This is a genomic window from Dermatophilaceae bacterium Sec6.4 (genome assembly GCA_039636865.1).
Taxonomy (GTDB): domain Bacteria; phylum Actinomycetota; class Actinomycetes; order Actinomycetales; family Dermatophilaceae; genus Allobranchiibius.
On sequence record CP144172.1, the window covers coordinates 2,540,822 to 2,563,078 of the forward strand.

The 22,257-nt window shown below is 66.0% G+C and carries 21 protein-coding genes; 8 read left to right on the top strand and 13 right to left on the bottom strand.

Features of this window, described 5'->3' with window-relative positions; all coding sequences use genetic code 11:
- The 9 genes from V3G39_12125 to V3G39_12165 all read right to left on the bottom strand — a co-directional run bounded on the left by V3G39_12125 (nt 1) and on the right by V3G39_12165 (nt 9,814).
- Complete coding sequence (locus V3G39_12125) at nt 1-2,352, bottom strand: bifunctional (p)ppGpp synthetase/guanosine-3',5'-bis(diphosphate) 3'-pyrophosphohydrolase (protein XAS75406.1); 2,352 nt, start codon at nt 2,350-2,352, stop codon at nt 1-3.
- Between the two features lie 9 nt (nt 2,353-2,361).
- A complete protein-coding gene (locus tag V3G39_12130) occupies nt 2,362-2,901 on the bottom strand; it encodes an adenine phosphoribosyltransferase (GenBank protein XAS75407.1) in 540 nt (179 codons plus the stop codon).
- Nucleotides 2,898-4,073, bottom strand: a complete 1,176-nt coding sequence (gene secF / locus V3G39_12135; protein XAS75408.1) for a protein translocase subunit SecF — start codon at nt 4,071-4,073, stop codon at nt 2,898-2,900. The genes V3G39_12130 and secF overlap by 4 nt, the downstream gene beginning before the upstream one ends.
- 1 nt (nt 4,074) lies before the next feature.
- Nucleotides 4,075-6,063 (bottom strand): protein translocase subunit SecD, encoded by a 1,989-nt coding sequence (gene secD / locus V3G39_12140; GenBank protein XAS75409.1) that lies wholly within the window; start codon nt 6,061-6,063, stop codon nt 4,075-4,077.
- A 6-nt stretch (nt 6,064-6,069) separates the two neighbouring features.
- Nucleotides 6,070-6,489 carry a preprotein translocase subunit YajC gene (gene yajC, locus V3G39_12145; GenBank protein ID XAS75410.1) on the bottom strand — a complete coding sequence of 140 codons (420 nt, stop codon included), beginning with the start codon at nt 6,487-6,489 and terminating at the stop codon, nt 6,070-6,072.
- Nucleotides 6,490-6,673: 184 nt separating this feature from the next.
- Nucleotides 6,674-7,816, bottom strand: a complete 1,143-nt coding sequence (gene ruvB, locus V3G39_12150) for a Holliday junction branch migration DNA helicase RuvB (protein XAS75411.1) — start codon at nt 7,814-7,816, stop codon at nt 6,674-6,676.
- Nucleotides 7,813-8,412, bottom strand: a complete 600-nt coding sequence (gene ruvA, locus V3G39_12155; GenBank protein ID XAS75412.1) for a Holliday junction branch migration protein RuvA — start codon at nt 8,410-8,412, stop codon at nt 7,813-7,815. The genes ruvB and ruvA overlap by 4 nt, the downstream gene beginning before the upstream one ends.
- Nucleotides 8,409-8,948, bottom strand: a complete 540-nt coding sequence (ruvC, locus tag V3G39_12160; GenBank protein ID XAS75413.1) for a crossover junction endodeoxyribonuclease RuvC — start codon at nt 8,946-8,948, stop codon at nt 8,409-8,411. The genes ruvA and ruvC overlap by 4 nt, the downstream gene beginning before the upstream one ends.
- A 104-nt stretch (nt 8,949-9,052) precedes the next feature.
- Nucleotides 9,053-9,814, bottom strand: a complete 762-nt coding sequence (locus V3G39_12165; protein ID XAS75414.1) for a YebC/PmpR family DNA-binding transcriptional regulator — start codon at nt 9,812-9,814, stop codon at nt 9,053-9,055.
- Between the two features lie 203 nt (nt 9,815-10,017).
- On the opposite strand from V3G39_12165, the gene V3G39_12170 reads away from it, so the two are divergent.
- The 6 genes from V3G39_12170 to V3G39_12195 all read left to right on the top strand — a co-directional run bounded on the left by V3G39_12170 (nt 10,018) and on the right by V3G39_12195 (nt 16,622).
- Entirely contained in the window at nt 10,018-10,455 is a 438-nt protein-coding gene (locus tag V3G39_12170) for a VOC family protein (GenBank protein ID XAS75415.1), read from the top strand.
- 84 nt (nt 10,456-10,539) lie between these two features.
- On the top strand, nt 10,540-11,892 hold the full coding sequence (locus V3G39_12175; protein ID XAS75416.1) for a M20/M25/M40 family metallo-hydrolase: 1,353 nt from the start codon (nt 10,540-10,542) through the stop codon (nt 11,890-11,892).
- Complete coding sequence (locus V3G39_12180) at nt 11,892-13,349, top strand: MFS transporter (protein XAS75417.1); 1,458 nt, start codon at nt 11,892-11,894, stop codon at nt 13,347-13,349. The genes V3G39_12175 and V3G39_12180 overlap by 1 nt, the downstream gene beginning before the upstream one ends.
- A gap of 185 nt (nt 13,350-13,534) precedes the next feature.
- The gene (locus tag V3G39_12185; GenBank protein ID XAS75418.1) at nt 13,535-14,437 is read left to right on the top strand and encodes a class I SAM-dependent methyltransferase; all 903 of its coding nucleotides are present in this window, start codon (nt 13,535-13,537) and stop codon (nt 14,435-14,437) included.
- Between the two features lie 37 nt (nt 14,438-14,474).
- Nucleotides 14,475-15,029, top strand: coding sequence for a carboxymuconolactone decarboxylase family protein (locus V3G39_12190; GenBank protein ID XAS75419.1), 555 nt, complete (start codon nt 14,475-14,477; stop codon nt 15,027-15,029).
- Nucleotides 15,030-15,086: 57 nt separating this feature from the next.
- Nucleotides 15,087-16,622, top strand: a complete 1,536-nt coding sequence (locus tag V3G39_12195; GenBank protein ID XAS75420.1) for an alpha-N-arabinofuranosidase — start codon at nt 15,087-15,089, stop codon at nt 16,620-16,622.
- 7 nt (nt 16,623-16,629) lie between these two features.
- Here the strand turns inward: V3G39_12195 and pdxT are convergent, their stop codons facing one another.
- Complete coding sequence (gene pdxT, locus V3G39_12200; protein ID XAS75421.1) at nt 16,630-17,250, bottom strand: pyridoxal 5'-phosphate synthase glutaminase subunit PdxT; 621 nt, start codon at nt 17,248-17,250, stop codon at nt 16,630-16,632.
- Between the two features lie 75 nt (nt 17,251-17,325).
- Between pdxT and V3G39_12205 the strand changes: the two genes are divergently transcribed.
- Entirely contained in the window at nt 17,326-18,225 is a 900-nt protein-coding gene (locus V3G39_12205) for an aminoglycoside phosphotransferase family protein (protein ID XAS75422.1), read from the top strand.
- 35 nt (nt 18,226-18,260) lie between these two features.
- Here the strand turns inward: V3G39_12205 and V3G39_12210 are convergent, their stop codons facing one another.
- Nucleotides 18,261-18,542 (bottom strand): hypothetical protein, encoded by a 282-nt coding sequence (locus tag V3G39_12210; protein ID XAS75423.1) that lies wholly within the window; start codon nt 18,540-18,542, stop codon nt 18,261-18,263.
- Between V3G39_12210 and V3G39_12215 the strand changes: the two genes are divergently transcribed.
- Entirely contained in the window at nt 18,526-18,780 is a 255-nt protein-coding gene (locus V3G39_12215; GenBank protein XAS75424.1) for a hypothetical protein, read from the top strand. The genes V3G39_12210 and V3G39_12215 overlap by 17 nt on opposite strands.
- Nucleotides 18,781-18,787: 7 nt before the next feature.
- On the opposite strand, the gene V3G39_12220 is transcribed toward V3G39_12215, so the two are convergent.
- Nucleotides 18,788-20,770, bottom strand: coding sequence for a VWA domain-containing protein (locus V3G39_12220; protein XAS75425.1), 1,983 nt, complete (start codon nt 20,768-20,770; stop codon nt 18,788-18,790).
- A 32-nt stretch (nt 20,771-20,802) separates the two neighbouring features.
- On the bottom strand, nt 20,803-22,203 hold the full coding sequence (locus V3G39_12225; GenBank protein ID XAS75426.1) for a sigma 54-interacting transcriptional regulator: 1,401 nt from the start codon (nt 22,201-22,203) through the stop codon (nt 20,803-20,805).
- Nucleotides 22,204-22,257 lie beyond the last annotated feature (54 nt).

The following is a 22,257-nucleotide window of genomic DNA, read 5'->3' on the forward strand; positions in this document are numbered from 1 at the left end:
TCAGCTGGGGGCAGCTGCCGACTCGGTCTTTTCGCCGACGTCTTCGGTGCGGCGGTGGCCTGACCCGGTGATGCGGTAGACGTCGAACACCCCATCGATCAGCCGCACTGCCTGCATGACGTGCTTGAGATGGCTGGGATCACCCATCTCGAAGGTGAATTTCGACAGGGCGACCCTGTTGCGGCTGGTGGCCACACTGGCGGACAGGATGTTGACGTGCTGGTCGGACAGGACCCGGGTCACGTCCGAGAGCAGCCTGTTGCGATCCAACGCCTCGACCTGCAGTTGCACCAGGAAAATACTCGCAGCAGACGGCGACCAGGCAACCTCGAGGATCCGCTCGGGCTGGGTGCGCAACGACTCCGCGTTCGTGCAGTCGGTGCGGTGCACCGACACGCCGTTGCCCGTCGTCACGAAGCCCATGATGTCGTCGCCGGGAACCGGGGTACAGCAGCGTGCGAGCTTGACCCACACGTCGTCCGTGCCGACCACGGTCACGCCCGAATCCGCGTGCCGGTGTCGTGCCGGCACGCCCAGCGGAGTCGTGGCCTCGGCCAGATCCTCGGTGGCTGCCTCCTCCCCGCCCAGCGACACCAGCAACTGGCTGACGACGTGCTCGGCGGACACGTGACCGTCACCCACCGCTGCGTACAGCGCGTCGATGTCCTGGTAGTGCAATCCCGTGGCCACCTGGGTCAACGAGTCATGCGACATCAGCCGTTGCAGACCCAGACCCTGCTTACGGACGTTCTTGGCCAACGACTCCTTTCCGGACTCGATGGCCTCCTCGCGCCGCTCGCGGGAGAACCACTGCCGGATCTTGTTGCGTGCCCGGGGGCTGTTGACGAAGTTCAACCAGTCCCTGCTCGGGCCGGCGCCGTCCGCCTTGGAGGTGAGCACCTCGACGACGTCACCGTTCTCCAGCGTGGACTCCAGCGGCACCAGTCGGCCGTTGACCCTGCCGCCGATGGTGTGGTGGCCGACCTCGGTATGCACGGCGTAGGCGAAGTCGACGGGGGTCGAGCCGGCAGGCAGGCCCATGACCTCCCCCTTGGGGGTGAACACGTAGACCTCGCGACTGCCGACCTCGAAACGCAGCGACTCCAGGAACTCCCCCGGATCACTGGTCTCGCGCTGCCACTCCAGTAACTGACGCAACCACGCCATATCGTTGACCGGACCGTCGTCGGTGACCTGGGGACCACCCGAAGCCGCGGCACTGGCGTCCTCTTTGTATTTCCAGTGCGCTGCGACTCCGTACTCGGCCCGGCGATGCATTTGATACGTGCGGATCTGAATCTCGACCGGCTTACCGCCGGGGCCGATCACCGTTGTGTGCAGCGACTGGTACATGTTGAACTTCGGCATCGCGATGTAGTCCTTGAAGCGCCCCGGCACCGGGCTCCAACGGCTGTGCAGGGTGCCGAGCACCGCGTAGCAGTCGCGCACCGACTCCACCAGTACACGCACCGCAACGAGGTCATAGATCTCCTCGAAGTCACGCCCCCGCACGATCATCTTCTGGTAGACGGAGTAGTAGTGCTTGGGCCGCCCCGTCACCGTCGCCTTGATCTTCGCGGCCCGTAGGTCTGCACCGACCTGCTCGCCCACACCCTTCAAATACTCCTCGCGGGCCGGTGCGCGGTCGGCGACCAACCGGGCGATCTCGTCGTAGACCTTGGGGTAGAGGGTCGCGAACGACAGGTCCTCCAGCTCCCACTTGATGGTGTTCATGCCCAGCCGGTGGGCCAGCGGAGCGAAGATCTCCAGCGTCTCGGTGGCCTTGCGTTGCGCGGACTCCACTGACACGTAGCGCCAGGTGCGCGCGTTGTGCAGCCGGTCGGCCAGTTTGATGACGAGCACGCGGATGTCGCGGGCCATCGCGACCACCATTTTACGGACGGTCTCGGCCTGCGCCGCGTCGCCGTACTTCACCTTGTCCAGCTTGGTGACACCGTCGACGAGCATCGCGATCTCATCGCCGAAATCGCGTCGCAACTGCTCCAGGGAGTACTCGGTGTCCTCCACCGTGTCGTGCAGAAGCGCTGCGGCGAGGGTCGGGGGTGTCATGCCGAGCTCGGCCAGGATGGTCGCCACCGCGAGGGGATGGGTGATGTACGGATCACCACTTCTGCGCAGCTGACCCGTGTGGCACCGCTCGGCAACGACGTAGGCCCGCTCGATGACGGATACGTCTTCCTTGGGGTGGGTGCTCCGCACGGTGCGCAGCAGCGGCTCCAGCACCCGGTTCGTACCTGAGCGTGGTCCGCTGAACCGGACCAGCCTCGCGCGGACCCGTGAGGTCGCGGCAGCAGGCGGTGCTGGGGTGGTTTCCCTGTCGCCAGCACTCATGGGCAAATCCTAGTCGCCGTCGATGCTCAGCAGCGCGAGCACATCGCGATCGGGCAACGCCGACCGTCCGCCCAGAAAGACCAGCTCCATCAACATCGCAATCCCGACCACCCGCGCGCCGGTCCGTTCCAGCAACGTACACGCGGCAGCAGCGGTGCCGCCGGTCGCCAGCACGTCGTCCACGAGCAGCACGCGGTCGCCCCCAGCAACGGCATCGGCGACGATCTCGATCCTCGCCGTCCCGTATTCCAGCTCGTAGTCCTCGCCCAGCACGGCGCCCGGCAGCTTGCCCGCTTTACGGACTGCCACAAACGGAAGACCGAGCGCCAGGGCTACCGGAACACCGACGATGAACCCTCGCGCCTCCACCCCCGCTACTGCGTCCACCGTGCCGCGATATCGACCGGCGATGTCCTCGACGACCGTCGTGAATGCGGCTGGGTCGGCGAACAACGGAGTCAGGTCTTTGAACGCCACCCCCGGCTTGGGGAAGTCAGCGATCTCACGGGTGTGCTCGCGCAGCAGCCTGGCGATGTCGATATCGCTCACGTGCGGTCGTCCTCGTCGCGCAGTGCGAGCGGGTGCACCTCACGCTTGCGCACTTTGGTCCGGCGCGCATCGGCAGCGGCCTTGGCGCGCTCGGGTTCGATGACCCCGGACATGTTCTCGCCCTGCTGCTCCTCTGCACCCTTCGAGCCCGTCCCGACGCCGACGCCGAGTGCAGCGTGCTGCGAGGTCTGGAAGGTGGCGGCCCGGCGTTCCAGATCTTTCATCGCGGGCTCGCGGGATCGTAGGGACGCCAGCAGGGGGGTAGCGATGAAGATCGAGGAATAGGTGCCGACCGCGATACCGACGAAGAGCGCCAGCGCAAGGTCCAGCAACGTACCCGGGCCGAGGACCGCGAAACCGACGACCAGCAATGCTGCAATCGGCAACAACGCCACCACGGAGGTGTTGATCGAGCGCACAAGCGTCTGGTTGACGGCGTAATTGGCCGCCTGGGAGTAGCTGCGGTTGCCCGACTCGATCGCCTCGTTGGTGTTCTCGCGCACCTTGTCGAAGACGACCACCGTGTCGTAGATGGAGTATCCGAGGATCGTCAAGAACCCGATCACCGTCGCCGGGGAGACCTCGATGCCGACGAGTGCGTAGATCCCTACGGTCAGCACGAGGTCGTGGATCAGCGCGACCAGAGCCGACACGGCCATCTTCCAGGTCCGGAAGTAGATCGCCAGCAACGCGGACACCAGCGCCAGGAAGACGACCAGTGCCTGAATCGCCTTTGTGGTGACCTGCTTACCCCACGTCGGTCCGATGAAGCTGCTGGTGATGGAACCGGTAGGAACCTTGAACTCCTTGGCCAGCGCGGCGCTCACCTTGTCGGTGCTGGCGGCAGTGCCATTACCGAGGTCCTTGGAGTCAATCGTCAGGCCGCTGTTACCGACCTTGGTGACGTCGAGATTCGCGGTTTTACCCGTTACCGAAGCGATGACCTTGTTCGCGCGGGCGGTGTAGTCACCCATCTGGGAGATACCCGCAACCTTGATCTCGGAGCCACCCCTGAACTCGAGGCTGAGATTCAGTCCCGGACCCAGGAGCCCCACAAGGGCCAGCACCAGGAAGACCGCGCTGACGGCGTACCAGGTCCGACGTCGTCCGACGAAGTTGATCTGTCGACGACCCGTGTAGAGGTCGTTACCGAAGGCAGCGAAGCTCGCCATGTCAGACCTCGCTTCCGGCTGCGGCAGCGGCAGCCTTACGTTCGGCAATCGTCACGCGGCCACGACCGGCGTACGTCACGCCGCGGGCCCCGAGACGGTCCGGATCGAATCCGGACCACTTGTGGCCGTTGCCGAAGAACGACGTGCGTGACAGCAGCGTCAGCACCGGGTGGGTGAAGAAGAAGACCACGGCGACGTCGATGACGGTGGTGAGGCCGAGGGTGAACGCGAAGGCCTTCACATTGTCTTCGGACAGCAGGTACAAGACGGCAGCTGCCAGGAAGTTGACGGTGTCGGAGATCAGCACGGTCCGCTTGGCGCGATCCCATCCGGTCTGCACACCGGCCCGTAGCGGGCGACCCGATCTGACTTCATCTCTTACCCGCTCGAAGTACACGATGAAGCTGTCCGCGGTGATACCGATGGCCACGATCAGTCCGGTCACGCCGGCCATCGTCAGACGCAGCCCGCTGGTATATCCGAGCAGTGTCACCGCGGCGTAGGTGATCGTGCCGGCGATGACCAGCGAGGCGATCGTGACCAGGCCGAGCAGGCGGTACTGGGCAAGGGAGTACAAGACGACCAGGAACAGGCCGATGATGCCGGCGATGATGCCGTCGCGAAGTTGGGAGGAGCCCAGCTGCGGACTGATCTGGCTGGAGGTCAGCTCCTTGAAGGAGAACGGCAGCGCACCGAACTTCAGCTGGTTGGCCAGTGTTTTGGCGGTTGCCTCAGTGAAGTTACCGGTGATCTGAGCCTTACCACCGGTGATCGCACCGTTGGTGTTCGACGGGACCGAGATGGCCTTGCCGTCGACCACGATGCCGAACTGGTTCTGCACACCTTTCAGGCCGTTCAGCCGACCGGTGACCTCGCCGAACTTCTTGGCACCCGCAGATTTGAACGACAGATTGACCTCATACCCGCCGGTCGCGACGCCCTGCTGGTTGGTGGCCGGACCATAGCTGGCATCGCTGATCTGGCTACCGGTTACCTCAGAGGGGCCGAACAGGTACTTGGTCGCGGGTTGACCGGGTGTGTTCGCGTCTGCGCAGGCCACGGTCGGCTCGCCCTTGGGCACCTCGGATGAGATCTGCTGCCACTTGGCGGCTGTCGGGCCGAGGCGCGGATCGTTGTTGGAGCAGGAGTAGTTCTGCAGCAGCTGGCTGTAGGTCTCCCCCTTGGTTGCCAACCCGTTGATGATCCAGATATCACCGACAGGACGGGTCTCCCACTGCGTCGAGCTGGCGCCCAAGGTGCCGGTGGTGCCGGTGCTCTTCGGCGTCGCGGGCGTCGAGCTGGAGGGCGCGGGACTGCTGGACGAAGCCGTGGGACTGGCCGGGCTGGAACTGGTGGGCGCGGGAGTACTGGTCGCCGCACGGAACGCCTGCGGCAGCACGTCGTTCGCGGTGGTGCCGGAGGACTTCGCGGGCGAGGGTTTGGATGACGACGGCGACGGTTTGGACACCGACGGCTGCACCGACGGGGAGCTGGGCGACGCGGATGCCGACGGGGACGGCGTGGGCTTCGGCGTCGCCGGCGCGACATAGGGCGTCGGCAGAGTGAACGTCGGCGGTACATCGGTCGCACTCGTGATGGCGGCACGGAAGAACAGCTGTGAGGACTGCGCAAGTGCGCTCAGCGTCTGCTGGCTGGGGTTGCCCGGTAGGGAGACTTCGATGCTGTCCGCACCCAGGGTGCTGACCTGCGCCTCGGTCACCCCGTTTCCGTTGACCCGCTGCCGGATGATGTCGACGGCCTGATTGACCTGACCCGACGTTACTTTCTGACCCTTGCCGACCGAAGGCTGCAGCACGATCTGCCGGCCACCCTCAAGGTCAAGGCCGAGTTTCGGGGTCCACTGACCGCTGGGGTTACCCAGCGACACACTCGCGCCGATCGCGCCGAACATCGCGATGATGAACGCGGCGAGAATGATGAGTGTGCGGGTCGGTCGACCGCCGGGTGCGCGTCGTGTGCGGGTTGCCACCGGTGCTCAGGCCCCCGTGCGGTCGTCGCCGCGTTCACGGAATTCGTCCGTGTCCAACTCGTACGGGTCGCGGGCTCCGCTGTCCGCATCCGCTACAACGGCAGTGTTCCCGCTCTGCGCGGCATCCTCGGGCAGCAACGTTGCACGGGGTACGACCGCACGGCGGATGAACTGCATCCGGACACCAGGGCTCACCTCGACGGTGGCGATTCTGTCGTCGATCTCGACCAGGGTGCCGAGCATGCCGGAGGTCGTGCTGACCTGCGATCCGACCTTGAGGCTCTCCTGCTGCTGACTGGCCGCTCGTCGCTTACGACGGTTGGAGATGAACAGCAGCGCGCCCATCAGAATCACCAGGCCGATCAGCACATACGTACTGCTACCGGACCCGGAGTTGCCGGAGTTGGCTGTCACGAAAACGGGCATGAAGCAGAACGTCCTTTGAAATCTCGCAGTAGCGCGGAGCCGCAACGGCTCTTACTCGGTGGTGCATCTGAAATATGGAGCGGACTTTGAAGGTGACCGCCCTGGCTTACCAGCCGCTGAGTCTAGGTCAGCATCGCCTTAGGCCCAACCACCGGTTGACTAAGTGGCGCATGGTCGACAGGTATCAATCGGCATTCGGGGGTCCCCCTCCGAACCGGCCGTCGACGTCGGTGAAAGGCAGCTGGGCGCCATCTGTGATCGGCGTGGGTGGGGTGAGGCCCAGGTGGGACCACGCCAGCGGTGATGCGGCGCGCCCACGCGGCGTGCGCACGAGGTAGCCCTCGCGGACCAGGTACGGCTCAGCGACCGTCTCAACGGTGTCTGCTTCCTCGCCGACCGCGACCGCGAGAGTCGACAGACCCACCGGTCCGCCGCCGAAGCGACGACACAGAGCGTCCAACACGGCGCGGTCCAGGCGATCCAGCCCGCGGTCATCCACATCGAACAACTCAAGAGCTGCTCGCGCTGACGGCAGATCCACGATGCCGTTGCCGTGCACCTGCGCGTAGTCGCGGACGCGGCGCAGCAGCCGGTTCGCAACGCGGGGGGTGCCTCGTGCACGACCGGCCAGCTCGTCGATTCCTGCAGGCGTGCTGTCGACCCCCAACAGGCTCGCGTTGCGGGTAAGGATCAACGCCAGGTCCACGCTGGAGTAGAAGTCCAGGTGGCCGGTGAAACCGAAGCGGTCCCGCAGCGGCGCCGGCAACAACCCTGCCCGGGTCGTGGCACCCACGACCGTGAACGGCGGCAACTCCAGCGGGATCGCAGTAGCGCCCGGGCCTTTGCCGACGATGATGTCGACGCGGAAGTCCTCCATTGCGAGGTACAACATCTCCTCCGCCGGGCGCGCCATCCGGTGGATCTCGTCCAGGAAGAGCACCTCACCCTCCGCGAGGGAGGAAAGTACCGCCGCCAGGTCGCCGGCATGTTGGATGGCCGGCCCGCTGGTGATGCGGATCGGCTGCTCCAACTCAGCGGCGATGATCATTGCCAGCGACGTCTTACCCAACCCGGGTGGCCCGGACAGCAACACGTGATCCGGTGGAGCATTACGTCGCCGAGCTGCCTCCAGCAGCAGAGCCAGCTGATCGCGTACTCGCGGCTGGCCCGGAAACTCCGACAACTTGCGCGGTCGCAGCGCCGCATCGAGTCGGCGGTCGTCGTCATCGCCGCTTCGACTACCCGGATCTACGATCCGAGCGGTCGCGTCGAACGACTGGTCGCCGTACGACTGGTCGCTGTCCGCCAGGTCCTCGGGCTGATTCATCGGCCGAGCTCGCGTAATGCCGCCCGCAGCAGGACCGACACATCGGCCTCTTCGGACTCGCTGTCGCTGACCTTGGCGAAGGCATCCTGAGCCTGCCTGCTGGACCACCCGAGACCGATCAGGGCCTCGACGACCTGGTGCTGGCCGTCTTCGAAGGGCAACGTCGCCAACGTATCGGCCACCCCGGTGGCGGAGACGGGCCCGACCTTGTCCTTCAGCTCCAGGACGATCCGCTCAGCGCCCTTCTTGCCGATCCCCGGCACCTTCACCAGCGTTGCCAGCTCGCCCAGGCCGATGGCCCGACGCAACACCTCGGGAGCGTGGATGGCCAGCATCGCCAGCGCCAGCCGGGGCCCCACCCCACTGACGGTCTGTACCAGCTCGAACAGGTCACGCTCGCCCGTGGAGGCGAATCCGAACAGCGTCAGGGAGTCCTCACGGACCACCAGGGTGGTGGCCAGGGTGGCGGTGTCGCCGATCCGCACCGAAGCCGCTGTGGACGGGGTGGTCAGCACGGACATACCGACTCCACCGACCTCGATGACCAGCGTGCCGAGACCGGTCATCACGACCGTGCCGCGCAGGCTGGCGATCATCGTGGCGCCCTTCCAGCTCGCGCAGCAGTCTGCCGCGCCAACGCCGTGGCAATGCGGTCCTGGGCACCTCCGCGCCAGACGTGACAGATAGCCAGCGCCAGCGCGTCGGCTGCGTCCGCAGGCTTGGGGGCCACCTGCAGGCGCAGAATGCGGGTGACCATTGCCGTGACCTGGGCCTTGTCCGCCCGACCATTGCCGGTGACGGCGGCTTTGACCTCCGACGGGGTATGCATCGCCAGCGGCAGACCCAACCGGGCGGCAGCCAGCATCGGCACCGCGGACGCCTGCGCGGTGCCCATGATCCCCTTGATGTTGGCCTTGGCGAACACCTGCTCGACCGCGACCGCGTCCGGCTTGTGGATCTGCAGCCACTCATCGATCTCGGTCTGCAGCATCAGCAGCCGCTCAGCAGGATCGTCGGCCACCGGAGTACGCACGACCCCGACCGCAATCATCCGCAGCGGGATGCCGATACCACCCTCGACCACGCCCAGACCGCACCGGGTCAGACCGGGATCGACACCGAGCACGCGCACTTCAGCCTCCGATAGGACATCTCAGGTCACCGAACACGTGTTCGGTGACCTCGAACGTACCCGCCCACGTCACACGCGGCGCGCAGGCGGGTCGGCGAGTCCGGTCAGTCGTCGTCCTCGTTCAGCTCTGCCAGAACCTCGTCGCTGACATCCCCGTTGGCGAAAACATTCTGCACATCGTCGCTGTCCTCCAGCGCGTCGATCATCCGAAACATCCGGCGCGCGCCGTCGGCATCCAGTGGCACCTGCACCGTCGGCACCCAGGAGGATTCTGCCGAGTCGTAGTCGATGCCGGCAGCCTGCACCGCCTCGCGAACGGCGACGAAGTCGGATGCCTCCGAGACAATCTCGAAGAAGTCGCCGTGATCGTTGATCTCCTCCGCACCGGCGTCGAGGACGACCTCGAGGATGTCGTCCTCGGTCTTGTCCGCCTTCGGGACGGTCACCAGACCCTTGCGCTGGAACTGGAAGGCCACCGATCCGCTCTCGGCCATCGTCCCGCCATTGCGTTGCAGCGCAGTGCGGACCTCGGCGACGGCCCGGTTCTTGTTATCGGTCAGGCATTCGATCAGCATGGCGACGCCACCCGGCGCGTATCCCTCGTACATCAACGCGAGGTACTCCGTCGCTCCGGCTTCTGCGCCGGAACCACGCTTGACCGCACGGTCGATGTTGTCATTGGGCACCGAGGACTTCTTGGCCTTCTGTACCGCGTCGTACAACGTCGGGTTGCCCGAGAGGTCTCCCCCACCGGAGCGCGCCGCCACCTCGATGTTCTTGATCAACTTCGCGAACAATTTGGCGCGTCTACCATCGACCACGGCCTTCTTGTGCTTGGTGGTGGCCCATTTGGAGTGCCCGCTCATTGTCTCCCTGCTTCGTACTAGTGACCTCGGGAATCGCGCTGTGCGCTGCCGCGATCCGCCCGTCATCGTAACGAGCCGGGAGTTGCGGAACAACGGAACAGTCGTTGTGGGTCGGGCCGAAGCCACGCCGCTGCCAGATCGGGCCACCGTGACCGCTGCCATCGCCACCCTGCAGCCCACCGGATGTGCGGTAGAACAGTGTCATGGCTTTTATCACCAGCTCAGGTTTCTCCCATGTGCGACTGACCGTCACCGACATCGCCCGCTCGAAGGCGTTCTACGACCAGGTCTTCGGTTGGCCCGCAGCGATCGACAACTCCGCAACGGTTGAAGAACCCGGTGTTCGGGAGTCCCCGGAACAGTTCTACGGCGGCACCGTCTACCAGACCCCCTCGGGAGCGTTGTTCGGGCTACGCCCGGTCGCGCCGGGCGATCAGCGATTCGATGCCGATCACACCGGCCTGGACCATGTCAGTTTCCAGGTGGCCTCCCGCGCGGACCTCGTCGATGCCCACCAGAAACTCCAGGACGCCGGTATCCCGCACGGAGAGGTCACCGACCTCACCGGCGCCGGAATGGCAATTCTGTCGTTCAGCGACCCTGACGGAGTGCATCTGGAGCTGAGCGCGCCGCTGTCCTGATCATCGAGGGGCGGGCGCCCCACTGCGGTACTGCGGCACGGCTGACCCGCTGCCGAGGGCCGCACCGATAGTTAGAGTGCCCCCATGTCCGTGCACCCTCGCGCCGTCGACAAGCTCCAGACGCTCGTCAGGATTGCGACGGTCAGCAACCGGGACCCCGGCCGCGTCGACTCCGCTGCGTTCGACCTGTTCCGCACCGAACTGGCACGGCTGTTCCCGCTGTTGCACGAACATCTCGAGCTGACCCGGATCTCTACCCACGGCCTCCTTTTCCACTGGTCCGGCCGAGCACAGGTACCGGCAACGGCAGCCGGGCGACCGGTCGTGTTGATGGCGCACCTCGACGTCGTGCCGGTCGAGGGCACCTGGCGGCACGACGCGTTCGGTGCCGCGGTCGTGGAACACCTCGGCACCGAAGCGATCTGGGGACGCGGCACCCTGGACGACAAAGGCGCCCTGGTCGGTATCTGCGAGGCCGTGGAAGAGCTACTCGCCGGGGGGTTCGCCCCGGCCCAGGATGTGTGGCTGTCCTTCGGTTGCGACGAAGAGGTGATGGGCACCGCCGCAGGACTGGCGGTCGAAGAGCTCGCGCGACGCGGTGTGCGGCCGTGGTTTGTACTGGACGAGGGCGGCGCCATCGCGAGTGAGGCCTTCCCTGGGGTCGCCGCATCCATCGGCGTCATCGGCGTCACCGAGAAAGGCACCACCTCGATCGAGATACGGGTCGAGGGGCGCGGCGGGCATGCCTCAACGCCGTCGAGGATGGGTCCGACAGCGCGGCTGGCCAGAGCGATCACCCGCCTGGACCGTTCCTCTCTGCCGGCGAGCCTTCCGGAGCCCACCATCGAACTTTTCCGCCGCCTGGCCCCGCACGCGGTGCTCCCGTTGCGCCCGCTGCTCGCCAACGCCGGGCGCCTGCAGGCGGCGCTGACCCGGGTTCTGCTGGCCGCAGGGCCGGAAACCGCCGCGATGACCCGCACCACGTTTGCGATCACCACGTTGTCGGGCTCCCCTGCAATCAATGTCATTGCTGCCACCGCACGGGCCGGGGTGAACATCCGGGTAATGGTCGGTGACAGCGTTGCCGATGTGCTCGCACACGTACGCAGAGCGGTCGACGACGATCAGGTGCACATCGACGTCCTGGAAGTAGGCGCCGCGAGCCCGATCTCACCGATCGACGACGAAGCGTTCCAGCTCCTGGAGTCGACGATCAGCACAGTGTTCGCCGACGCCGTGCCAGCGCCGTACGTCATGATGGCCGCCACCGACGCGCGCCAGTTCACTGCGATCTGCGACCGGGTCTACCGCTTCGTACCGTTCCGGATGACCAAGGCTCAACGTGAGTCGATCCACTCCTACGACGAACACCTCGGCGTGGATGCCTTTCTCGAGGGCATCACCTGGTATCGACGGCTGATCGAGGAGATCCGCTGATGACACCGGCCCCTGGAACACGCAGCCCTCGGGTGGTCGTCCAGAGCCTCGCGAAGGTCGTGGGTTTTCTGGTCATGGTGGAGGTCGCCAGCGGCGTGCTGCAGGGGTACTACACACCGATATACCCCCAGATCGCCCACCATCTCGCGATGGCTGAGGGCGACGTCAACTGGTTCGAGGCGGCCCAGCTGGTCCTCTCCGCGCTGTGTGTGCCGCTGCTGGCGCGCCTCGGCGACCTGATCGGGTACCAGCGGGTGCTGCTGCTCGCCACCGCTGTTACGGCCCTCGGGTCGTGGATCCTGGTCATCGCACCGTCGTTCACGACCTTCCTCATCGGCTGGTCGCTGCAGGGCGCGTACGTCGTCTGGCTGCCGCTGGAGATAGCGATCATCCACCGTCGCCTGCGCGGCGGCAAAGACCGCGAACGGCGTACCCGCCGGGGTGCTGCGGTCCTCGTCGGCGCCCTCGAGCTCGCCGTCATCGGTGGCGCCCTGACGAGTGGCCAACTTGTTGACCAGGTGGGGATGGGTGTGGTCCTGGCGCTGCCGGCGATCGTGGTGACAGCGGTCTTCTTCGTCATCCTGCTCGGCATCGAACACACTCCCGGTGAGGCCACCGGTGGGATCGACTGGACGGGCCTCGCACTGATCACCGGCTCGCTCGGGCTGGTGATGGCCGGCCTGGTCGTCATCCGGCTCCGCGGTCCGGAGTCGTGGCTGGCGTGGCTCCTGGTGGCGGCCGGGGTCGCGAGTCTGGTGCCGTTCGTGCGGTATGAACTGGGCCGGGCCGAGCCGCTCGTCGATGTGCGTCTCCTGCGTGATCCGCGGCAGTGGCCCATTCAGCTGACTGCTTTCCTGTTCGGTGTCCCAGTGCTCGGAGGTCAGATCCCGCTGTCCACCTACGCCCAGGCCGACCCGGCCGAGCGCGGCTACGGGTTGGGAGCCGACGCGGCCTTCGTCTCGACGCTGATCGGGGTCTACGTCATCACGTTGGCGATCGGGGCGTTCACGCTGCCGCTGACCTCACGGCTTCTGGGGTTACGACGCGCTCTCATCGTGTCGTGCCTGCTGATCGCTCTCGGCTACGCCTTGTGGATCCCGTTCCATGACGCCACCTGGCAGGGTCTGGTCAATATGGGCATCGCAGGCCTCGGTTCCGGCGCCGTGGTCGCAGCCCTGCCGGCCGCCGCGGCCGCTGCAGCCCCCGAGAATCGCACCAGTTTCGCCACCGGCATGACCAACGCGACCAAGACGGTGGGTGGGGCGATTGCCAGCTCGATCTTTGCCATCGCGCTGTCTGCTGACGGTTTGGACCTGAACCGGGCCTCGGCCCCGCTGTCGGGCTACCTCACGGTCTGGGCCGTGTGCTCAGGCGCCGCTGTACTGGCCGCGCTCGCGCTGATGGCCGCCCCGAAGCGGGCCTTCACGGACCTGGTGCCGACCACGCCGATGGCCTGAACAGCAGGACCGGCTCGGCGTCGACGCGCGCATCACGGCGGCATGCGCTGCAAGGACCGGTTGAGGCACCGCGGTCAACGGGGATCTTCGAGAGTTTTCCCAGCGTGCGCACATACTGCGGTCTGCTCACGTTAGGTTGGGGCGCCGTCCTTCGCCCGCAGAACACCCGGAGAGGTCACTCATCCATGAGCCAGGCCACCGCCCCTCTTCTATCGGCACTGGATGCCGGCGACCTGGGCACGATCAAGGGGTGGTTCAACCCCAGTGACCGTCATCTGTTCGAGTTCCTCCTCGGCGAGCAGGTGCGACACGAGCATCACGGTGAGCTGGTCGAAGTGGGTAGCTTCCTGGGTAAGAGTGCCGTGCTGGTGGGGCATTTCCGGCAACCGGGAGAGACCTTCACCGTGCTGGATCTCTTCGAAGGTGAAGCAGGTGACGCAGAGAACACCCGCGAGCTGTCTGACTCCTACAGTGGGCTGACCCGCTCAGCATTCGAGGCGAACTATCTTCGTTTCCACCCCGATCTGCCGACCATTGTTCAAGCAACGTCCAACCACATCGTGCAGCACGTGGCCCCCGGCTCGGCGCGCTTCGTGCACATCGACGCATCCCACCTCTACGAGCACGTCGCGACAGATGTCGACTCCGCGCGACTCCTGCTCCAGCCGGACGGCATCGTCGCGTTCGATGACTACCGCTCCGAACACACCCCGGGCGTGCCTGCCGCCGTATGGGAGGCCGTCGCCACCAAAGACCTGCGGGTCATCGCTCTCACCGAGTCCAAGCTCTACGGCACTTGGGGTGACCCGGCAGCAGCCCAGGAGCAGATCCAGACCTGGCTGGGGGCGCGCGGGCACTGTTTCTGCGCGACGCACATCATCGCCGGACGACCGATCCTACGCATCAAGATCAGCGATCTGCCCGCCCCTGAACCCGCGCCGGCATCGACTCCCCCACCGGTCGTCGCGGCACCAACCGCAGTCCGCGGCATGCCCCGGTCGCGGACCGGCATCCGCAAAGTGGCCAAGGACTGGCTACCGCCCATCGCCCACCGGGCCGTCTCACGGCGGATGAATCCGCCCAAATAACCACCCGCCCCACCAACGGGAGCTCGATGGAGGACACATGAGTCGACAACCTCGGCTGCGACCGGAGGACCTGGACGCGGACCAGACCACGCTCTACCGAGCGATCGCAGACGGTCCGCGAAGTCAGGGTCCGCAGGCGTTCGCGCTGACCGACGCCGACCTGCAGCTTCAGGGACCATTCGGCGGATTCCTCCTCTCGCCCGCGATCGGCGCCGCCCTGGCAGAGGTCGGCGTGGCGGTCCGCTACCGCTCGCAGCTGCCGAACCGCCTACGCGAGCTGGCCATTCTCGTCGTTGCCGCCAGTCGGGACAGTGCGTTCGAGCGCGCCGCGCATGAGGCCGTGGGCCGCACCTGCGGCATCACCGAAGCCGAGCTGATCACGATCCGTGATGGCGGATTACCCCAGCTCGACGACCCCGTGGAGTTGGCCGGCCTGCGCCTGACCTCGGCGCTGACCATGGGGGACGTCGACGACGAGATCTGGGAGCAATGTGTGCCACCACTCACCGAGCGCGACGTTTTCGAACTGATCGTGCTCGTCGGCTACTACTCGACACTCGCGCTGCAGATGCGAGTCCTACGCGTCGAGTGAGCCGTCCCCCCTTCCCCGAGACCTAAAAGATCAGGGAAGGTGCGGGACACTCGTGCGATGTCGCAACCGACCGCCGCACAAAATTCGCCGAAGGCCACCGTCACCGCTCATCCGCAATTTGTGGTCGGGCCCGTCCAGCGTCGGATCTTCGGGTCGTTCGTGGAACACATGGGTCGATGCGTATACGAGGGCATCTACGAGCCGGCGCACCCCCATGCCGACGAACGGGGATTTCGCGGCGATGTGTTGCAGCTGGTCAAGGAACTCGGCGTCACCCTCGTGCGGTACCCCGGCGGCAATTTCGTCTCGGGCTTTCGCTGGGAAGACTCGGTCGGCGCACCACAGGAGCGGCCGGTCCGGCTCGATGCGGCCTGGAAAGCAACTGAGACCAATGAGTTCGGTCTACATGAGTTCATGGAGTGGATCGGTGAGATCGGGGCCGAACCTCTGATGGCGGTCAACCTCGGCACCCGTGGCCTGCCGGAGGCACTCGATCTGCTCGAGTACTGCAACCATCCTGGCGGAACCGAACTGTCCGATCGCCGATCCCGCAATGGCGCAGTACAACCGTTCGGGATCGGCCTCTGGTGCCTGGGTAATGAGATGGACGGCCCGTGGCAGTTGGGCCATCTCAGCGCGTCCGACTACGGGCAGCTGGCATCTCGGACCGGTCAGGCGTTGAAGCGGTTCGACCAGGAAATCTCCCTCGTCGCCTGCGGGAGCAGTAATCGGGGCATGCCCACCTTCGGTGCCTGGGAGGCCGAAGTGCTCGATCGAGCGTTCGACGTCGTGGACTATGTCTCGGCACACGCCTACTACGACCCCGACGCAACGGACCGACAGTCCTTCCTCTGCAGCTCGGTCGACATGGACCTGTTCATCAACTCGGTCACGGCGACAGCGGACCACGTCGCATCGGTCCGCAAGTCCGACAAACAGATCCAAATCTCCTTCGACGAGTGGAACGTGTGGCGTCAGTCGGCTTTCGGCGGGGAGGACCTACTGGAGTGGACCGACCGGCCGCGGCACCTGATCGAGGACGAGTACACCGCCGATGACGCCGTCGTGGTCGCCTCACTCATCATGACGCTGCTCAACCACTGCGACCGAGTGGGTATCGCCTGCCAGGCCCAGCTCGTCAACGTCATTGCGCCGATCCGGACCATGCCTAACGGCCCGGCCTGGCGGCAGACGACCTTTGCGCCGTTCGCGCTGTTGGCACGGCACAGCCAGGGGGTGGTGCTCGATCTGCGGGTAGACGGGCCGACGGTGACAACGACCTATGGCAGTTGCAGCGCCCTACTGTGTTCCGGCACCCGCAACCCGGATGACGGTTCGATGACGATCAGCATCGTGAACCGCTCGGCAACGGATGCGATCAATACGGCCATTGATCTGACTGCTTTCGGTCCGCTGGAGATCGTCGAGCACGTCGCTCTCGATGGGGTCGACCCGCAGGCCAGCAACACCGCCGATGAGCCGAACCGGGTGACCCCGGAGTGCGTCGAGGTCACCGGGGTCGTCGACGGAACCGTGACGGTACAGATCGCGCCGGCAGCGTGGCACCTGATCCGGCTCACTACCCGGGCTTGAGGCGCAGTCAGGATGTTCTCGAAGCCCTCACCAGGTCAACGAAATAGCTGTGCACCCGGTAGTCGTCGGTCACCTCCGGGTGGAATGAGGTGGCCAGGAGCGACCCCTGGCGCACAGCGACAATGCGTCCCGCCGCAGGCCCGTCCGGCACCCGCCCGAGCACCTCGACGCCCGCACCTGTCTGCTCCACCCACGGAGCCCTGATGAACACGGCATGGACGGGACGGACAGTGCCGTCGGTCAACCACGCCAGCCGCAGATCAGTCTCGAACGAGTCGACCTGCCGACCGAAGGCGTTCCGCCGCACAGCGATATCCATTCCACCGAGGGTCTCTTGTTGGCGGTGACCGTCCAGCACCCGGTCGGCGAGCAGAATCATCCCCGCGCACGATCCGTAGACCGGCATACCTGCCGCAATCCGTTCCCGGATCGGAGCCTGCAGTTCAAAGGCACGCAGCAGTTTGTCCATCGTCGTGGACTCACCACCCGGCAGCACCAGGGCATCGACCTGGGCCACTTCGGCGGGTCGGCGAACAGGCACGGCCTGCGCGCCGGCCGACTCCAGGGCGCGCACATGCTCCCGCACATCTCCCTGCACAGCGAGCACACCGATCCGCAGCCTCGTCACCAGAGGATCCTAGGAAACCTGGCCCGCACGGCTGCCATCGGGCATCGCACATCGCACATCGCCATACTTGACCGCATGCTGATTGACGTACCTACGCCAGTTCGGCGACGGGCGTTGCTGCTGGGTGCGCAGCGCTGGCTGGACGATCTCCCCTGTCTCATCGAGGAACTCGCCCGCACCTGGCAGCTGAGCGACCTCAGTGGCCCGTTCCAGGACGCCACCGAGGCGTATGCGGTCGGCGTCACGTGCGCAGATGGCACGCGTGCCGTGCTCAAACTGATCGTCCCGCGAGGTCGCGACGCCGAGAACGAGATCACCGCCCTGCACCTTGCGGGCGGCCGGGGCGCCGTGCGCCTGCTGCGCGGTGATGCGCACCGGGGTGCGCTGCTGTTGGAACGGCTCGGCGCATCGATGCACGACCTGTCCCTGCCCACCCGGCAACGCGAGATCCACCTGGTGCGAGCCCTGGCGCAGATCTGGCGTCCCGTGCAGGGATCCCACCTTCCGACCACTGCCCAGATCGGCCTCGAGCTCGCGGAAAACATCGAAGTGAACTGGAACGCGGCGACACACTCAACCCCCGAAAACGTCATTCGCAGCGCGCAGGCCGCTGCGCTCGCGCGAGCCGCAGCGTACGACGCCCGGACCGCAGTGCTGCTGCACGGGGACGCCCATCAGTGGAACGCGCTGCAATCGGAGCGCGGGTTTGCTCTGGTCGACCCCGATGGTCTGATCGGCGACCGCGAGTACGACCTGGCCGTCCTGGTCCGCGAAGATCCGTGGGACGCCGATGCGGAACCTCGGGAACAGTCCCGGCGCCTCGCCCGTTCGACAGGGACCGACCCCGATGCAATCTGGCAGTGGTCGGTCGCCCAGCGGGTACACACGGGACTGCTGCTGTGCGCGCTCGGGATAGAGGAGGAAGGGACGGCGATGTTGGAATTCTCCCGCCACCTTGCCGAGACCGCCGCCTGAACATAACGACTTGATCTCTGTACCCAGCCGGTTGGCTAGAAGTTATCAGGCATCGCGCAGACTTCGCCCATGACTTCCCGCAACATTTTCTCGGTCCCCCTCCTTTTCAGCTGCTCAATTTTGACGGTGGCGTTGACAGCCTGCGGAACCAGCACAGGTCCAGGCGCAACGACGCCCGCGCCGGTTACGAAGACCGTGGTGGTGACATCGGCGGTGAGCACTACGCCACGCGCTTCTGCCCCAGTTGCCACATCAACCCCCGCCAGCCAGCAGACACCCGGGACAAACACATCGAGTTCGGTGACCGCGCCGTCCACTTTTGTGATGCCGAATGAAGTCGGCAAGGTGCTTCAAGCAGCGCAGGACGACATTCAACGGGTCTCGGGCAACCCGGTGTTCTTCACCGCCTCCAGCGACGCCACCGGTGCGAACCGCTTCCAGGTTCTCGACTCGAACTGGAAGGTCTGCGCTCAGAACATCGCGCCGGGCAGCCGCCAGGACCAGGACAGCAACATCAGCTTTTCCGTCGTCAAGCTCACTGAGAAATGTCGATGAGACATCCTCAGCCGGAGGCGCCGAACCACCCGCCACGCGACGTGCGACCGGACAGGTAACTGTCGACCACGGCCGCGCCCAGCCCGTCCAACTCGGGCGCCTGCACACGGCCCCCCGACCGCCCCGCGAGCTGATCGAGGAACCGCGCCAGTCCCGGATCCTCACCGAGCCGGAAGATGGTGGTCTGAGCACCCAGCCGGACCGATGTATCCAGCTCCCGCACCGCGTACGCGACGGTCAACGGGTGCGGCGGATAGTCGAAGAAGACCTCGCCGTCGGCCTCGAGGTGGGAGGTCGGCTCCCCGTCGGTCACAATCAACAACACCGGTTGAGCATTCGGGAACCGCCGGAAATGACCGTTGGCCAGCATCAATGCGTGGTGCAGGTTGGTGCCTTTCTCCCACTCCGGGGCCAGTCCGGTCAGCTCGGCGATGTCCATCGTGCGAGCGTGCCGTCCGAAGGCGACCAGCTCCAGGTGATCGCCCCGGAAGCGGGTGGAGATCAGCTGATGCAGCGCCAGTGCAGTCCGCTTCATCGGCAGCCAGCGACCGTCCATCGCCATCGAGAACGACGTGTCGACGAGCAGCGCAACCGCTGCCTGCGTGCGCGCCTCGGTCTCCTGCACCTCCACGTCCTCGAAGGAGATCAACGGCCCGCCCGGCTCGCCGGCCCGCCGCACCGTCGCGTTGGTCAGCGTGCGGGTCACGTCCCACGATTCGGTGTCGCCGAACTCCCATGGCCGCGAAGCCCCGGTCGGCTCCCCCGCCGTGCCTGCCTTGCGTGCATCCCGCTGTCCCTGCCGACCCGACAGCGCCTGGCTGACGTCCCGCAGCAGCGACCGTCCCAATTCGCGCATTGCACGGGGTGAGAGCCGCAGGTCACCCTGGGGGTCGGACTGCAGGTAGTCGCGGCTACGCAGCTGTTTGTCCAACTCGGCGAGGCGTTGCGCGTCGATGGCGGCTTCGTCACCGAGCTGACGGCGTAGTGCGTCCAGGTCCAGGTCGTCCATCTGTGCTCCGGCGTACTGCTGGGACAACTGCTCTCCCAGAGCGTCCAGGTCGGCGAGGTCCTGCAGCATTCCCGTGCCGTCACCCAGCCCCATCCCCTGCTCGCCCTCGAACTGCTCGCCACCGCTCCAGTCCTCGCCTGGGCGCAGCGCACGCAGGTTGTCGTCCAGCGCCCCGAGCTGATCCATCAACTCCGGCGACCCGAACGCCTGCGCGGCCAGCGCATCCAATTCGTCGCGCTGCTCCTGGGTCATCGAGTTACGCATCCGCTGGGCAGCGGCCGCCCGCTGCGCCAGCGCATCCAGCAACTCGTCCATCGTCTCGGGGCGTTCGGGAAAGAAATCCCCGTGCTTGTCCATGAACTGCTCGAACGCGGAGTCGGTGTTCTGCCCCGCCCGGTGCTGTGCCAACAGCGAATTGAGATCCTTCAGCATCTCGGCGACCCCGGCGCGGTCCTCCTCAGTGGCGCCTTCAAGAGCCTTCTTCATCCCCGCGAACCGCTGGTCGAGCATCTCGCGCCCGAGCAGGTCCTTGATCCGTTCGTAGTCTTCGCGGGCTTCGACATCGCGCCATGGATAGTCGCCGAGCTCGTTGACCGCAGCGGCGGTCGATGGTGACAGGTTCTCGATCCGCATCTCGGCGAATCTCGCGTCGTCGTCCAGGTCGCGCGCGAGCCGCTTGCGCTCGCTGAGCACGGCTTTTTCCAATAGTTGCTTGATCTCGGCAAAAGTGCCGTCCAAATTGTGTTTGGCCAACATCTCGCGACGCTTCTGCGCAACCTGCCGGGCCAACTCGTCCAGACCTTGCTGATCGCGACCCCCGCGACGTAGGAATTCACGCATGGCGTGCTCGGGAGAATACCCGGACATCACATCTTCCCCGATGGCATCCAGCGCCTCGGACAGGTCCACCGGCGGCGCGAGTGGGTCCGGCCCACCGACGTATCGGCCGTAGCGAGACCGATGCGTTCGCTTACTGACCATCGCGCAAACCTCCGGGTAACGAGTAGATGGATCTAGCGGTAGGTCGCTCGGCCTTCTTCGTCGACGTCCTTGCTGACCTTGCGTGCGAGATACAGGCCCTCAAGCGCCAACTCGACGGCACTGGCCCGTGCGCCGGCAGTACCCGCCCCGAGCCGATCGGCAACCTGGTCGTAAAGATCGGATCCGGCGATATCCGGCAGTGATGCGAGCAGGACCGCGGCGGTCACTTCGTCCCCGGTGCTCACCTCATGACCTGCCTCGATCGCAGCTACGAGCGGGCCCAGATCGATGCCGCGCAACCGAGCTCGGGCGGTGTCGGCGATCGCCATCCGCAACAGGTGTTCCAGAACTGCTTCTTCGCGGCCTTCGTGGCCACTTTCGAATTCGACCTTGCCCGTCAGCACGTCTGACGCAGTGTCGAGGTCGATGATCCGCGCAACCGCTTCGTCCTCATGCTGCACCGTCGCCCGGCGCAGTGCTGCGGCAGCGACGGTTTCGGCTGCTGCAATCGCGAATCGCGCAGACACTCCGGAGCGCTGATCAACGGCACTGGATTCGCGCAGGCCACGGGTGAAACGAGCCAGTATCTCGACGATGAAATCGGGCACCGCGCCAACGAGATGCGCCTCCTGGGAGATCACCGCGATCTCGCCCTCGACGGTCAGCGGGTAATGGGTACGCACCTGCGCACCGAAGCGGTCCTTCAGCGGGGTGATGATGCGGCCGCGGTTGGTGTAGTCCTCGGGATTGGCGCTGGCCACGACGAGCACGTCCAGCGGCAGCCGGAGCACGTATCCGCGTACCTGGATGTCGCGTTCCTCCATCACGTTCAACATCGACACCTGAATGCGCTCCGCCAGGTCGGGCAGTTCGTTGATCGCGACAATGCCGCGGTGCGCGCGCGGGATCAGGCCGAAGTGAATGGTCTCCGGGTCGCCCAGACTGCGCCCTTCGGCGACCTTCATCGGGTCGATATCGCCGACCAGGTCGCCCACCGAGGTATCGGGTGTCGCGAGCTTCTCGGCATACCGTTCGTCCCGGTGCCGCCAGGCGACGGGCAACTGGTCGCCGAGCTCGCGCGCACGCCGGATCGATGCCGGGGTGATCGGGTCGTACGGGTGCTCGCCGAGTTCGGAACCCGCGATCACCGGCGTCCACTCGTCCAGCAGACCCGCAAGGGTGCGCAGTACGCGGGTCTTGCCCTGCCCGCGCTCACCGAGCAGCACGATGTCGTGCCCGGCCAGCAACGCCCGCTCAAGCTGCGGGATCACGGTGTCCTGAAAGCCTTGGATGCCCGGCCAGGCGTCACGACCTTCCGCGAGAGCGGCCAGCAGGTTGCGGCGGATCTCCTGACGGACGCCGATCAGCTCGTGGCCGCTGGCGCGTAGTTCGGCGAGGGTGGAGATGACGGGGGCTGTGGTGGATGCACTCACCCCTGCACGCTACGTCACGCCCCGGACCGACCGATCGACGCGGGTTGGTCGGTG